Below are 15,710 nucleotides of genomic sequence, written 5' to 3' on the forward strand. Positions count from 1 at the left end.
ATGCAAACTCTTCCAATCAAAATTTCCGATGAAACCCTAAGAGATGGTGAACAACAAGTAGGTATTTTCTTCCCTTACGCAACTAAACACAAACTTGCTCATCTCATCGCTCACACGGGAGTTGATGGACTTGCTATCATGCCAAGTGTTTGTGAACAAGAAGCAGAGCTAGCCAAATCCTTAGTATCAGAGGGATGGGACGATTTGATTACAGCTGATACGATGATGGGAAAAGAGTATATTGACCAGGCGAAAAGCTGCGGCGTAAAGCGCATTATTCTTTTCCATGCTGTTTCTGACCGACTGCTATTTTTACGCAATCCCCAAGTTCGCCTGATGAGTGAATATCAAGGGAAAACCATTGATGACGATATCCCATCTCAGATCATCAATAAAATTCGTCAAGATGCTCTTGATGTGATCGTAGAAAATCTGCACTATGCTACACAAGTCGCCGGACTCAGAGTGGATTTTGCGGCGGAGGATGCTTCTAGAGCCGATTTTGACTTTTTAGTGGAATGTATTCGCTCGTGCAGTCCCTATATTGAACACTTCTTACTGTGTGATACTGTGGGGGTTTTGAGTCCAGAAAAGAGTTATATCTGGGTCAATGACTTGCTGCAATCTACAACAGGGGTAGCATTGGGAGTTCATTATCACAACGATATGGGCTTGGCTCTAGAAAATACTCTCCAGTCTCTGATGGCAGGGGCAATTTTAGTATCGGGGACATTTTGTGGTTTAGGGGAGCGAGCTGGAAATGTTGCACTGGAACAAGTATTAAATGGTTTGCAAGTCCGTTTTGGCATTGAAGTTGAGGGTATCGATTACGATGCTGTAACCGCAGTGACTAATTACATCGAGCAGATGGGGATTCGTCCTGCACCCCCCTATTCTCAAACTGCACAACGTCACGAATCTGGTATTCATGTTAATTCTTTGTTTCGTGACTCCAAAAGCTATGCCATCTTTCCCCACAACAAGATAGATGTTGTATTTGGTAAATGGAGTGGAGTGAGTAATTTCCAATATCTATTTGAAAAGCATCTGCAAAATCCTCAACCCAGACAAAAGTATGAGAAGATGCGCTCTGTCATCAAATCTTTGGCGGCGGAACAGGAACGCTATTTTACAGCTAACGAAGTCTTAAAACTCTGGAAAGATGGTATCTTTGAATAGTCTATTGTGTGAATTGACAACTCAGAGTTCCGAATAGTTAGAGACTGAGAATAACAGCGACTCAATCCAGAATTGGTAGGCAATTTTGGTGTGTTAGTCCTGTGTATTAATGAAGGAATAATGTTTGATTTTGTTGGCGTAGCTTGGGCTTTGCGCCGACAAATCATTTATACATTGATGAGCCTTCTTTGAGTGTTCTCTGTTATCTGCCTCAAAAGACTTAAATAAATTTTCTCCAGATGCAAGCTACAACTTTTATTAATAACCCGACAAATACGAATTCTGCCCCATCTGCTAATCAATTTTGGAAAAATTTCCGAGTGATTATCAGTCCTTACTGGTATCCCACAGAGGCAAACGGAAGAGCCTTTCCAGATGTGATTCGGACTTGGGGAATGCTGGTTCTCCTGGTATTATTAATCATTGCTCTTGTGGGTGTCACTGTTTTTAATAGCTTCGTGAATCGATATTTACTTGATGCTATTACGGCAGACAAAGACTTAAAGAAATTTACTGATATACTGTTGCTCTATGGTGTAGCCCTGGTTTTAGTCACAATTTTAGTAGGGGTTTCTAAGTTTGTCAGAAAACAAATAGCCCTAGATTGGTATCAATGGCTAAATGGGACTATATTATCAAAATATTTCAATAATCGCTCGTATTACAAAATAAATTTTAAATCTGATGTTAATAATCCAGACCAACAAATTTCCCAAGAAATCGAACCTCTAACTAGATATTTTCTGAGCTTTTCGGCTACGTTTCTCGAAAAAATTCTAGAAATGGTAGCTTTTATAATTATTCTTTGGATGCTATCACCATTTGTAGCGATCGCATTGATTTGTTATACTATAGTGGGTAATATAATTGCTATTTATCTAGCCCAAGAACTAAATAAAATTAGGCAAGAAGAATTAGAATCTTCAGCAGACTATACTTACAGTTTAACTCATGTCCGTAATCACGCTGAATCAATAGCTTTTTTCCAGGGAGAAGAGAAAGAATTAAATATTATTCAGCGCAGATTTAATAAGCTGGTTCAAGGTGCTAAACGCAAGATTGACTGGGAAAGAAGCCAAGATATTTTTAATAGAGGATATCAGGCTATTATCCAAATATTTCCCTTTATAATATTTGGCCCTTTGCAGATTAAAGGGGAAATTGATTTCGGGGAAATTGCTCAAGCAAGTTTAGCGTGTAATCTCTTTGCCAATGCGATGGCAGAATTAATCAGAGAATTTGCAACATCAGGAAGATTTTCTAGTTACATTGATCGTTTAGCGGAACTAACAAATGCACTAGAAACGGCGACTAAACAGCCGGAAAATGTTAGCACAATTAAGACAGTAGAAGAGAAAAGACTAGCTTTTGAGGATGTGACTTTACAAACACCCAATTATGAACAGGTAATAGTTGAGGATTTGTCACTAGCTGTTCAACCTGGAGAGGGTTTATTGATTGTAGGGCCGAGTGGTCGAGGGAAGAGTTCTTTATTGAGAGCGATCGCAGGTTTGTGGAACTCAGGAAGCGGTAGTGTAGTTAGGCCTCCTTTAGAAGAAGTATTGTTTTTACCTCAACGTCCTTACATCATTTTAGGGACTTTGCGTGAACAGTTACTCTATCCCCATACGAAACGCAAAATCAGCGATCGCGAACTAGAAAACATTCTGCAACAAGTGAATCTAGAAAACTTATTAAGTCGCATCGATAGTTTTGATACAGAACTTCCTTGGGAAAATGTCCTCTCATTAGGAGAACAACAGCGTCTAGCATTTGCACGCCTATTAGTGACTCGTCCCAGCTTCACGATTTTAGACGAAGCTACAAGTGCTTTAGACTTGCATAATGAAGAAAACTTGTATCAACAATTACAACAGACAAACACCACATTTATTAGTGTTGGACATCGAGAAAGCCTCTTTAATTACCATCAGTGGGTATTGGAACTCTCACACGATTCTACTTGGCAACTTTTGACTGTAGAGGAATATCGCCAGCAAAAAGCACAAGAGATAGCTACTCAGATTTTAGAAACTGCAAGTATTACAATAGATTTGACATCTAATAGTCAATCTAAGAGTCAACCAGAAACACTAAATATATCCCCTGAAAATGTAGAAGTTAGCACAGATGCTGTCACTGATGAAGAGTCCCTAAATTCCCCAGAAATATCCGTAGGGGATTCAGCTACAAATGTAGGACTGTCCCATCAAGAAATGCAGCAGTTAACTAACTATTCACTGGGTACGGTGAGAAGTAAAGCCAGCAAAGGTCAAACTATTACTGCTAAAGATGGTTTTACCTACCGCTATAATAAAGAATCGAATATTATGAAATGGCTCAAGGTATTTGAGTGATCTGATAATCATCAAATTTTGTAATATCTTAAATGTCTTAAGTGTCCTTGCTTCATCAATGATTTGCTGTTATACCTTAAGTGACTAACAAAAATTCCTCAGAGGAAAACAGTAATGTCTACAAAAATCCCAAAAACAGGAAACAATGAAGCGATGCCATTTTTTACTCGTTTCTTGGTAGAAGAAGAGCCGCCACAAACACCAGAACCAGAGCCAACACCGATACCAATCTGGACTTTGAAGTGGCCTTCTGACTGGGAAGATAGCTAGATATATTAAATTTGCCCTTGAAAAAATAGCAGGTTCAAATAACTCAACACTGCTGATTTAGTTATTAACAATAGTTAGGCGATCGCTGCTACTTTAACAGTCAACTGTGTTGGGTAAAATCACATTTGTACAGCACCAAACCCATTATTCAAAGGTGTTGGTAGCTTTGACAAATCCCTCCCTATACGCTGTTAAAACTGATAATTGTCTTAATATCCCCGAATTCTCACATCTAGGCAACCTACTATGCCGATGTCTACAAGAAATCGGGGATTTGAAATGAAATAGTTTGCAGTGAATTGGTATAAATATGTGTTTTGAGAAATTAACCCTATAGGCGAGTAGGGAATGCTGAAGCAAGATTGAGACTTGCCTACGCGATCGCTGATACTCTGATTCTATAGTCACCAACAACAAACCGATTTAATAAAAATCATATATTTATGACAGTATTAATAATTACATATAGTAATGACAATGACAGCATTCCTCTAGTCATCAAAGCTATTGAATCTCAAGGAGAAAAAGCATTTCGCTTTGATACTGATAGATATCCTACGGAAGTGAAACTGGATATTTACCAAGGTGAAACAGAACGCATAATTATTACTGACGGTGAACAGCAACTGGATTTAAGTGAGGTGTCCTCGGTTTGGTATCGACGGATGCGCTACGGGGAAAGAATTCCCGACACGATGGACAAGCAATATAAAGAAGCATCAATTAAGGAATCTCGCGCCACGGTTCGCGGTATGATTGCCAGTCTTCCAGGCTTTCACCTTGATCAAATGTCAAATGTGGAACGAACTCACAACAAACAACTACAGTTGCAAGTAGCACGAAAATTAGGATTGCTAACTCCACGCACTCTGACTACTAATAATCCCGACGCAGTTAAGCAATTTGCTTTAGATTGTCATCAACAAGGTATCGTGACAAAAATGCTTTCCTCCTTTGCTATTTTTGGCGAACAGGGAGAGCAGTTTTTTGTATTCACAAGTCCAGTTACAGATGAAGATTTAGAAAATCTGGAAGGACTACGTTTTTGTCCGATGACGTTTCAAGAAAACATCCCCAAGGCTTTAGAATTACGAATAACTATTGTCGGACATCGTGTATTTACCGCCGCCGTAGATTCCCAAAGTTGTGACGGTGCCGATTATGACTGGCGTAAACAAGGAAGAGCATTAAAAGATGCTTGGAAATCCTATGATTTACCTGAAGATATTGAGAAAAAGCTACTACAAATGATGGCTGATTTTGGTTTAAACTATGGGGCAATTGATATGATTGTCACACCAGATGGTCAATATGTATTTTTGGAAATTAACCCTGTTGGGGAATTTTTCTGGCTAGAGATTTTTGCACCACACTTTCCCATTTCCCAGGCGATCGCAGAAATTCTCCTGACAGGTAAAAATTAGGATCTGAAGTTTGATCATCATTGAATTTCCTAACCATTTTGGCTACTGAAAATTGCAGCGATATACATTTGAAATATGCAAACTCGAATTGCTAATCAGCAAACACCAAGCAATCCTTTTTCTACTCTCTTACAACTTTGGCGGGATTTAAAATTAGTTGCTGGCCCCTATTGGTATCCCACAGAAGTAGGAACAAGGGCATTTTCTGAAGTGATTCACTCCTGGGGAATGTTTCTATTTCTGCTCATATTAATCATTTCTGTTGTAGGTGTCAATACTATTAGTAGCTTTTGGAATCGCTATGTTTTTGATATCGTCATTGAAGAGAGAAATTTAGAAAAGTATCTCAACACTATATGGATATCCATCCTCTTTATTGTCGTTACCGTCCTGCTCAGTGCATTTTCTAAATATATCAAAAAGAAAATTTCGATGGATTGGTACAGGTGGTTAAATAATCATATTTTAACTAAATATTTTAGCAATCAAGCCTACTATAAAATCAATTTTAAGTCTAATATTGCTAACCCAGACCAACGCATAGCACAGGAAATTGAACCCATTACGATTAATGCCATCAGATTTTCTACGACTTTTTTAGAAAAGTTCATGGATATGATTGCTGCTTTAATTATTCTCTGGACAATTTCTCAGCAGATTACCATATATCTAGTGATTTATACAATTGTAGGTAATTTTATTGCGGTCTTTTTAAGTCAAGAACTAGCAAAAATTAATCGAGAAGAATTATCATTTAAAGCAGACTTTAATTATTGCTTGACTCATGTCAGAAATCACGCCGAATCAATAGCTTTTTTTCAGGGAGAAACAGAAGAAATCAATATTATTCAGCGCAGGTTTGATAATGTCTTGAAAAATGCCGAACGCAGACTAAATTGGGAAAGAGGTCAAGATATTTTTAATAGTGCTTATCAGTCTGCTATCAGTATCTTTTCTATGTTTATTCTCACGCCATTATTTATTCAGGATAAAATTAATTATGGAGAAATTAGTCAAGCTACCTTTTGTAGCTTTATGTTTTCTAATGCTTTAGGGGTATTAATAGCAGAATTTGGCAATTCAGGCAGATTTTCTAGTTACGTCCAGCGTTTAGCCGAGTTTTCGGATGCGTTAGCTTTAGTAAGTAAAAAACCTGAGAATGTCAGCATTATTAGAGTTTTAGAAGAACCACGTTTAGCATTTGAAGATATCACCTTAAACACACCCAATTATGAACAAGTCATAGTTAAAGACTTGTCATTATCAGTTCCACCAGGGGAAGGGTTGTTAATTGTTGGTGCTAGTGGACGGGGTAAAAGTTCTCTGTTGAGAGCGATCGCCGGTTTGTGGAATGCGGGAACTGGTAGATTAGTTAGACCAGCCTTAAAAGAAATGTTATTTCTGCCCCAACGTCCTTATATAATCTTGGGGACTCTGCGCGAACAGCTACTCTATCCGCACACAGAAAGGAAAATGAGCGATCGCGAACTGGAAGCCATCCTCCACAAAGTTAATCTGCAAAACCTACTCACCCGTGTGAACAGTTTTGACACAGAAGTGAATTGGGAAAATATCCTCTCTTTGGGAGAACAGCAACGTTTAGCTTTTGCAAGATTATTAATAACACAACCTAGCTTCACGATCTTAGATGAAGCAACGAGTGCTTTAGATTTGAAAAATGAACAAAGTTTGTATGAGCAATTACAAGCCACAAACAAAACTTTCATTAGCGTGGGACACAGAGAAAGTTTGTTTAATTATCATCAATGGGTTTTAGAACTTACAGAAAATTATCATTGGCGACTCGTCCCTGTGGAGGAATATCGACAGCAAAAATCAGTTGCTCTAGCTATATCCTAAATTCCATCACTTTTGCAAATCATCATCATGCTGACTCAACACCAAAGAAGATTTATTACCTATAAAAAAGTTAAAATTTACGAAAGCACATACCAATTACCTGTTCTCAAAAATCACGCCGTCAAAATATTTCAAAAAAAAATTCGAGAACGCCAAAAATCTATCAAGGAAGGTGTGCGTTATTATCATTTTGTGGGGATAATTAAACGCAAAAAAGCCATTAATCAGGGAGAAATCTTAGCGGAAATTCAGCTATTTATTACAGATTATAACCATATCATCGATTTCCTCGAAAACTATCAAGATAGTTATCATGATTTCTTATTGAGACTGATGGATAATCTCAAGAAATTATTTCAAGAGAAATATTTAGAAATCAAAAGACTAGAAGATATTAGAAGTAAATTAGAACTTAAAAATCATCAAAATCCTAAAATATTACATGAACTTCAATGGGAAAAAAAAGAAAATTATAAAGCAGTCATTGTACTGAGTAATGCTTATTTATTAACATTAGAAAAAATTAAAGTAATTAGTAGTGGCATTAGTAAACTAGCAGAAGATACGAAAAATCAAAGAAAAGTTGTCCAGCAAATAGTTAAAGATTTAGCAGTCTATCAAGAAATTTACGAATATCAGCAGAAAGCCCATAAAATTCGGCAAGAAATCGCTAAAATTGCCTACAATGCTATTAATTTTGAAGATTCTATCCAAGGCTATTTTAGTCCCTTTCAATCCTTAATAGATGAAGTCGTCAAAGTAGATGAATATTTTTATGCAACTGTCGGGGACATTAAAAATCTCGGTGATAATATTTTAAAATACCAATCAAATTTATTAGAAATTGAGGAAAATAATTCAATTGCTGCCAATTTCATCGATTTGATGGTAAAAATTTATGAAAAAAATGCCAGATTAAAAGATGCTTTGGCTCAATCGCAATTATTAGACTGGCAAACCCATAATTTCGATATTAGCAAAGATGGAGTATTTTTAGAGCAAGGCATCGATTTAATTTCTAATTACGTATCTCAGGAACTCACCGACCAAATCCAAATCCTTGACCAAGCAGAAGTCAATTTTGTTTCTCCACCCTCTCTATCTACTACAGAAGCAACAGGATTAATAGAACTGACCAATAATCATACTCCTGGTAAGCAAGAATTTATTATTAATCAAGACGTTAATTATACTCTACTACGTGATTTGCTGGCAAAGCACAAATGGCAAGAAGCTGATATTGAAACAGCGAGATTAATGTTAAAAGTTATGAAAAAAAATTATTGGGACGAAGTTTATCAAGAAGATATTGAGAAATTTCCTTGTCAAGTCCTCCAGATTCTTGATCAACTGTGGGAACAATACAGTTATGGTTATTTTGGCTTTAGAATTCAGCAGACTATCTGGAGTGAAATGGGTGGTCAAGTAGATTATGAAACCGAAAAAAAACTTGGCGATCGCTTAGGATGGCGGAAAGATGGAAATTGGTTAGACTATGAACAACTCACCTTTCAAATATCCCCAATGACACCAATGGGACATCTACCAGCAAAATGGTTACACTATGAACCTCAAAGTCCGAAATTTGTAACACAATCATCTTCAGATACCCTTTCAATGGGAGCTTGGCGAGTCAAGTCTTGGTTAGTTTGGCAAATGCACTTATTTTTTTCTCGTGTTAAAAACTGCTATGAAAATCCTTTAGATATTAAATGAACCCTTTAATTGATTTTATGCTTTCTAAAATTAACTTTATTTGATTTTTTAAAATGGATAATAGTAAACATTCTGATGTTGAAATCGAGGTTTTACTCATCGGTAAGTGGCGTTTTAATACATCTTTAGAAAAAGTCACTATTGAATTTAAAGATGATATGACTTATGAGGAAATCAAGATTCAAACATCCTTGTTCTATAAAGCTCAGGAACTGATAACAGGTAACAAATTTACTGGAGTGTGGTACGTCACTAACAAGAAACTACACTTAAATATGAAAGCCATGCCAAAATCAGTGCTTAATTTTAAAATACCCCTGGCTTTTAAAATTTCCATTGCTGATGCAATAGCTTCAATTAACTCTGTTTTTACACCAGAAATTTATGATGTCATGCGAATTAATAATTCGCAATTTCTCATCCAATATCAAGATGAATCTGTCATTGGAACTAAAATCAATACTGCTAGGCGTTAAGTTATTACCCATAATTAAGTAGAACAGGGTAAATAATTAAAGGTTTGTAGTGAGAACTTTAGTTCTCTTTCTGAGATGCTCCGCGAACAAATCAGGACTAAAGTCCTTACTACGAACTAAACTTATAGGATTCTTACTTAATTTTTGAATAGATACGTAGACAGGTAGTGGACTAATTCCTATATTTGATTTATGCGAAGTTAAGTACATATATTTTCTGTTACCTTTCTACACAAATGATGCTAGACATGAAACCAGATTCCTATAAATGTCTTAACTGTCTGATATTCAGTTTAAATTGTTCCTCATCTATCTTTAAATAGCTTAACTGTCTTGTCACCTCGCAAAGCCTTTTTGATTAACTTATCTAACAGATAATCTTTAAGATAATCCTTGTAATTATATTGGATTTATTTTTAAATTAAGGTGTAAACTTTAACCAATTGACGAATATTTAATACTTCCCGTGCTTGCACTTAAATAATTGGAGATTAAAAAATCGTGACAAATCAAGGAGTTGAGCAATCAGTTCTGACATTTGATGGTCAAGATGATTATATAGATTTTGGTAGAAATGACCTTGGTGGTGTTTTTGCTGAGGGAAGTTCAGCCTTGACAATTTCAGGATGGATCAACCCACAAAAACTTACAAATAAAGCTACCACATACGGGGCGCGCAATGTATTTTTTGCCCGTTCTTCAGACAGATACAGTGATAATTTTGAATTTGGTATTAGTGAGGCAGGTAATTTAGACATCTATATTGATGAAAATGTGAGCAAATTTGTCAGAACAATTGGTAATAGAGAATTAACTATTAACCAATGGCATTTTTTCGCTATTGTTTTTCATCAAGGTCAGTTGACTGTATATCTTGATGATCATGAATATGTCGATTCGTTTCAAGGGACTGCTTTAAATAAAGCCACAAGTCCCATTACTTTGGGTGCCACTTTACATAATCGCATATATTTTACAGGGCAATTAGCTCATATTAGTGTCTGGAATTATGCCTGTAATCAAGCACAAATTCAAACCCATCGATCTGGTCTAATAGTGGGAGATGAAGCCGGATTAGTTGCTTATTGGAAGTTAGATGAAGGCGAAGGTAAAATTGTCAAAAATTATCTAGGAGACTCCTATCATGGCACTTTGCGCGGTAGTCCGATTTGGGGTTTAGCAAGAATTCCATTTGTAGTCCCATCATCCCCAGGAAGTGAACCTCAAACTGAAACAGCATTAAGTTCTCCCACAGATATTCCCACTGCAACAACGACTGTATTAACGCCAGCAGAAGCACAACAACCAACAGCAACAGACAACGCAGAAATTGAAACCAGTCAAACTCTCATCAATTTCACATCCGAGGAAACAGAAAGCCAACCAGCATCAACACCACTACAACAGGAGTCACCAACAACCATGAATACAACAACTCGTCCTAAATATAAAATTCTGGCTATCGATGGGGGTGGAATTCGCGGTATTATTCCTGCTATCCTGCTCGCAGAAATTGAAAAACGCACCCAAAAGCCAATATCTAGTTTATTTGATTTAATTTCTGGGACTTCCAGTGGCGGAATTTTAGCACTAGGACTAACTAAACCTCAAGTTAATGCCGATGAATCTGATCATTCACCGTTAGCTGAACATACGGCGGAGGATTTGTTAGAACTATTTGTAGAGTATGGTGTGGAAATATTTTATGAGCCATTATTTGAGAAAATACTTGGCCCCATTGAAGATATATTCCTACAACCAAAATATGCTTCTAGTAGTAGAGAAGAAATTTTAAAACAGTATTTCGGTGATGCGCTACTAGAACATAATCTCAAAGAAGTTTTCGTCACTAGTTACGATATTGAACAACGAATTCCCATATTTTTTACTAATAAACCGGAAAAACAACAGATAGAATCTAAGAAATTTCGCAATTTATCTAGAGGTTTTTCGCTTTTAGATGCAGCCTTAGCTACTAGTTCGACTCCGACTTATTTTCCTCCCCATCGGATTGTGACTTCTCACAATACTAACGGCTTTTATAATTTAGTTGATGGGGGTGTATTTGCCAATAATCCAGCCCATTTGGCTATTTTAGAAGCGCAAATGAGTAGTAAGCGATTAGAAAATAGAGTGCTTAATTTAGAAGATATTCTAGTAGTTTCTTTAGGTACCGGTTCATTAACAAGTGCCTATCCCTATAGTGAAGTTAAAAACTGGGGACTCTTACAATGGGGTAGACCTCTGTTAAATATAGTGTTTGATGGCGGTAGTGAAGTGGTAGCAGGACAACTAGAAAGATTGTTTGCACCTGGTGAGCCAGAAGCTAAAACTAGTTATTACCGATTTCAAACATTTTTAGATGCGGAATTAGAAGAAATAGATAACACCACACTACAAAATGTGCGTCAGCTACAAGCTACAGCTCATCAGATGATTGCTCAAAATAGTCAGATGATTGATGAGTTGTGTAGTTTGTTGTTGGAATAGGGATTGGGGATTGGGGATTGGGGACTGGGGATTGGGCATTGGGGACTGGGCATTGGGTAAGAAATTCTACCTTGTCTACCTTGTCTCCCCTGCTCCCTGCTCCCTGCCTCCTTGCCTATAAAACTACTGGCCGTTTTGACAAAGAGAGCGATCGCCTTCTTCCACTGTTATATTAGTTCTCAGATAATCCTCTACCAGAGCGCAACCATCAGCTAGGGCATTGAGTTTGAGAATAGCAGGCAAATTCCAAATAATTAAGGTGTTATCATCACCCCCAGAGGCGACAAAAGTACCATCACGGCTGACAGCAATTTTGCGAATGGCGGCGGTATGACCCCGAAGAGTGGTGATTTCTGTACCATCTAGTCGCCAAAGTTTGACGGTAGCATCCACACTCCCAGAGACAATCATTTTACCATCTGGACTAAACCCTACACCCCAAACGGCGGCGGTGTGACCGGTGAATGTTTGCAATAACTTTCCATCTACTGTCCATAACTTGACGGTGTTGTCACCACTCCCTGTGGCTACCATTTTACTGTCAGGACTAAAGGCAACTCTCCACACACTGGCGGAATGTCCCCTTAAGGTGGCGAGTAATTTACCTTCTGTTGTCCACACTTTGGCTGTACCATCAGCACTGGCTGAAGCTAGCATTTTCCCATCAGGACTAAAAACCACCTGCCAAACTTCGCCTTGATGTCCCTGGAGAATGCGGGATTTTGGTTGATTACGTTGCCATATCTGAGCGATTTTCTCCACATTAGCGATCGCGATCGCTTGACCATCGGGACTTAAGGCTGCACCTGTGATTTTACCATTGGTGTCTTTGTAACTAGCAACATAACTACCATCTCGCCGGCGGATTCTCACTGTAGCGTCATCTGCAAACATCGCCACTAACTGCCCATTTTCACTAAACGAAACATCGAAAACTACACTTTTTTCCGTCAAGGTTTGGAGTAATTTGCCTTGACGACTCCAAAATTTCGCAACGTTTTCGTGACTGGCTGTCGCAATGGTAGAACTATCGGCGGTAATATCAATTGACCACATTCCCCCACTATGGGCAATCACACTGGTTTGAAAGGGATTTTGACTTTGCCAGAGTCTGACGAGATTTTCTGCACCCGCCGAAGCAATGAGGCTACCATCACGGCTAAAACTGACTCCCCACACGGAAGCGTTATGTCCTCTGAGTGTCCTGAGTTCTGTACCGTCGATATTCCACAACTTCATCGTTTTATCGAGACTAGCAGAAATAATAGTTTGACCATCAGGACTAAATGCTACTCCCGTAATTCCCGCCGTATGACCTTGCAGAGTTTTATCTAGGCGATAGCTACCATCTTGGCGGTTACGTCGCCACAGTTTTACGGTTTTATCTTCACTGGCGGAAGCTAGGGTTTGACCATCGGGACTAAATGCTACTCCCTGAACCCAAGTTTGATGACCGGAGAGGACTTGCAGAAGTCTGGGGTTTTGCCAACCTGTGGAGTCTCGTTGCCAAAGTTTTACCGTCCCGTCTAGATTGGCAGCTGCAATAATTTGACCGTCAGGACTAAATGCTACTCCCCAAAATCCCCATTTGTAACCTGCAAATGTTTTCAGGAGTTTACCATCTTGCTGCCACAGTCTGACTGTTCGATCCCAACCAGTAGAGACTAAAAATTGACCATCGGGACTAAAGGCGACTCCCCAGACGGAAGCAGTATGACCTTTAAAGGTGCGAGTTACCAGCCACTGTGCGTCTGTATTTCCCCGCTTCCAGAGTTTCACAGTGCCATCTTCACTGGCTGAGGCGAGAAACTGGCCATCAGGACTAAATTTAACTGCTCTCACTGCACCTTGATGATCTTTGAGAGTCGCCACGACAGTACCATCACGTCGCCAAAGTCTGATAGTTTTATCAATACTGGCTGAAGCGATCAAACTACTATTAGGACTGATATCTACTGCCATCACAGCTGCTGTGTGACCGGAAAACCGATTGTATTCATCTGCACCATAAACTGCCTGTTGTAAGACATCTTTGACTTGACGTTCAATTTTGGCATTGGGTGCTTCTAGTTTTTCGAGTCTTTTTTGGGCTTTGATTGCGGCTACCAGGGAATCTAACCTGCGATTGGAGGCAAACATCCCTTCGGATGCAGAGATTAAGGCGCGAATTTCGCTAGTTTTTGCTTGAACTTCGCTTTTTTGGGATTGGCGATACAAAATGTAAATGCCAATAGCCAAAGCAATAGAAGTGACTAACTTAATCAACATTCCAATGAGCAGCCATCTTTGGAATTGAGCAGTTTTTTTTTCCTTCGCTAGTCTGACTGCTGCTTCTTTGGCCTGTGCTGCTTCCATTGCTGTTTGGTTTGTCAGTTGCTCATACTCTTGACTCGCACTGAGAAACCGGTAATCTAAATCACTGAGACTTTTTCCCAGTGACCAGTTTTGAGCATCTTTGAGAGCCTTTCCCCGCAATAACCGTGACTCATCTTTATAACCTGATGCTACCCAAGCATTAAAAATTTGTGAGTAAGGACGCAGATTATCTAATTGTCTAGTTACCCATAAAGCATCGAAAACATACCGATAAATGGGATTTTTAATTTTGAGATAGCCGTTGTGTTTTTCTACTAAACCAGATAGTAATAATTCTGTTTGTTCTCGACTGTCGTTGATGGCTACTGGTAGACTTCCCACTTCGGCTTGTAATATCTGCTGATAAATCCCCAATAACCTCCCGGCTCGTTGTTCATCAAAGAGCAGGCGATCGCGAATTGTCCGCAGGTGTTCTGGTTCGTCTTTGGCTTCCCAGTGCTGGATAATGGACTTCTGCACTAACTGCTCTACCCAATAGCCGGCTGTCGCTGGTGGTAAATCAATTTTTTTGTGGGGTGCTTGCCAAGCAGTTTGTACAACCAACTGACAGAGTTTTTGAGTTAAAAAAGGTTGTCCACCCGTCCAGGCAATAATTTTTTCTAATACTGCCTCCGGTTGACTGATGACGGGTTCTAAACCTTGCAGTAAAGGTGTAGCTTCATCTACTTTGAAACCATATAACTGAATTGCTGTACCAATATTAAAAGGTGTGCGCCGTTTATCAGTAATTAAATCAGATGGACTCACTACCCCAAAGATGGCAAAACTTAAGCGTTGAAATTTGGGATCATGCGCTCTTTGGTTATAACAGTGACGAATCCAAGCAAAAAAATCACTGGTAGAAAAACTCAAGCTCAATAAGCTATCAATCTCATCAATGAATATAAAAATACGCTGGCTTTGTTGCTGAGATAGGACAATTTCTTCTAAAAACTGATTGAGTTTTTGAATGGGAGAAAGACCTGTTTGCATTTCCCACCATTCCTTGAAATTGATTTTTTCCGCTAAATTAAACCCATAAAAAAGACTGATAATAATTCCCTTGTACCATTGTTCAGTAGTTGTATCTTCACTACCTAAGCGCGTCACATCTATGTAAACACAACTATATCCTTCTTGCGTCAAAAGCTCTCTGGTGCGATGTAATAGAGAAGATTTGCCCATTTGGCGCGAATTAAAGACGTAACAAAAATCACCAGCTTTGAGACTGGTATAGAGTTCTTTATCTGCCTGACGAATAACATAGCTAGGATCATCACTATGAAGACTGCCGCCAACTTGGTATTTCATGTTACTTGAGGCATTTTAAATAGGAGAGAAATTTCACCCTTGATAATTACTTCCTACACTTGAGAACAAGTAATATCTCCCCAGCATATCACCATCAAATATTTTTTTTACTGCGGCTTGGTCATTTTGGCAAAATTACTTAAATGTTCTAAATGTCTTTTTTAGTTATTATTTCAACCAAAGTTTTTTCTAATTGTCCTATCTGTCATTGTGTTTTTTATAAATTTTATATATGATTAGCTGCTAGAATTGTCCAGTTTTTTAGTCCACTA

At 38.4% G+C, this 15,710-nt stretch carries 9 protein-coding genes; 8 read left to right on the forward strand and 1 reads right to left on the reverse strand.

Features of this window, described 5'->3' with window-relative positions:
* The 8 genes from ACQFX9_RS05970 to ACQFX9_RS06005 all read left to right on the forward strand — a co-directional run bounded on the left by ACQFX9_RS05970 (nt 1) and on the right by ACQFX9_RS06005 (nt 11,772).
* Complete coding sequence (locus ACQFX9_RS05970; RefSeq protein ID WP_427161140.1) at nt 1-1,179, forward strand: 2-isopropylmalate synthase; 1,179 nt, start codon at nt 1-3, stop codon at nt 1,177-1,179.
* A 239-nt stretch (nt 1,180-1,418) separates the two neighbouring features.
* Nucleotides 1,419-3,536 carry an ABC transporter ATP-binding protein/permease gene (locus tag ACQFX9_RS05975; protein ID WP_427161141.1) on the forward strand — a complete coding sequence of 706 codons (2,118 nt, stop codon included), beginning with the start codon at nt 1,419-1,421 and terminating at the stop codon, nt 3,534-3,536.
* Between the two features lie 114 nt (nt 3,537-3,650).
* Nucleotides 3,651-3,806 carry a microviridin/marinostatin family tricyclic proteinase inhibitor gene (locus ACQFX9_RS05980; protein WP_427161142.1) on the forward strand — a complete coding sequence of 52 codons (156 nt, stop codon included), beginning with the start codon at nt 3,651-3,653 and terminating at the stop codon, nt 3,804-3,806.
* A gap of 443 nt (nt 3,807-4,249) precedes the next feature.
* Nucleotides 4,250-5,230, forward strand: a complete 981-nt coding sequence (locus ACQFX9_RS05985; protein WP_427161143.1) for an MvdD family ATP-grasp ribosomal peptide maturase — start codon at nt 4,250-4,252, stop codon at nt 5,228-5,230.
* A gap of 75 nt (nt 5,231-5,305) precedes the next feature.
* Nucleotides 5,306-7,090: an ABC transporter ATP-binding protein/permease gene (locus tag ACQFX9_RS05990; protein WP_427161144.1), complete on the forward strand. Its 1,785-nt coding sequence runs from the start codon at nt 5,306-5,308 to the stop codon at nt 7,088-7,090.
* A gap of 27 nt (nt 7,091-7,117) precedes the next feature.
* Nucleotides 7,118-8,806, forward strand: a complete 1,689-nt coding sequence (locus ACQFX9_RS05995; protein ID WP_427161145.1) for a GUN4 domain-containing protein — start codon at nt 7,118-7,120, stop codon at nt 8,804-8,806.
* 53 nt (nt 8,807-8,859) lie between these two features.
* Complete coding sequence (locus tag ACQFX9_RS06000; RefSeq protein WP_427161146.1) at nt 8,860-9,282, forward strand: hypothetical protein; 423 nt, start codon at nt 8,860-8,862, stop codon at nt 9,280-9,282.
* 501 nt (nt 9,283-9,783) lie between these two features.
* On the forward strand, nt 9,784-11,772 hold the full coding sequence (locus tag ACQFX9_RS06005; protein WP_427161147.1) for a patatin-like phospholipase family protein: 1,989 nt from the start codon (nt 9,784-9,786) through the stop codon (nt 11,770-11,772).
* A gap of 123 nt (nt 11,773-11,895) precedes the next feature.
* Here ACQFX9_RS06005 and ACQFX9_RS06010 read toward each other — a convergent pair whose 3' ends face one another.
* A complete protein-coding gene (locus tag ACQFX9_RS06010) occupies nt 11,896-15,438 on the reverse strand; it encodes an AAA-like domain-containing protein (protein WP_427161148.1) in 3,543 nt (1,180 codons plus the stop codon).
* Between the last annotated feature and the right edge of the window lie 272 nt (nt 15,439-15,710).

The organism is Aliinostoc sp. HNIBRCY26 (assembly GCF_050235535.1).
GTDB lineage: Bacteria > Cyanobacteriota > Cyanobacteriia > Cyanobacteriales > Nostocaceae > Trichormus.

Excerpts from the sequence above, each read along its gene's own strand:
- ACQFX9_RS05970 (WP_427161140.1), top strand. The coding sequence starts at position 1 with ATGCAAACTCTTCCAATCAAAATTTCCGATGAAACCCTAAGAGATGGT.
- ACQFX9_RS05975 (WP_427161141.1), top strand. The coding sequence starts at position 1,419 with ATGCAAGCTACAACTTTTATTAATAACCCGACAAATACGAATTCTGCC.
- ACQFX9_RS05980 (WP_427161142.1), top strand. The coding sequence starts at position 3,651 with ATGTCTACAAAAATCCCAAAAACAGGAAACAATGAAGCGATGCCATTT.
- ACQFX9_RS05985 (WP_427161143.1), top strand. The coding sequence starts at position 4,250 with ATGACAGTATTAATAATTACATATAGTAATGACAATGACAGCATTCCT.
- ACQFX9_RS05990 (WP_427161144.1), top strand. The coding sequence starts at position 5,306 with ATGCAAACTCGAATTGCTAATCAGCAAACACCAAGCAATCCTTTTTCT.
- ACQFX9_RS05995 (WP_427161145.1), top strand. The coding sequence starts at position 7,118 with ATGCTGACTCAACACCAAAGAAGATTTATTACCTATAAAAAAGTTAAA.
- ACQFX9_RS06000 (WP_427161146.1), top strand. The coding sequence starts at position 8,860 with ATGGATAATAGTAAACATTCTGATGTTGAAATCGAGGTTTTACTCATC.
- ACQFX9_RS06010 (WP_427161148.1), bottom strand. The coding sequence starts at position 15,438 with ATGAAATACCAAGTTGGCGGCAGTCTTCATAGTGATGATCCTAGCTAT.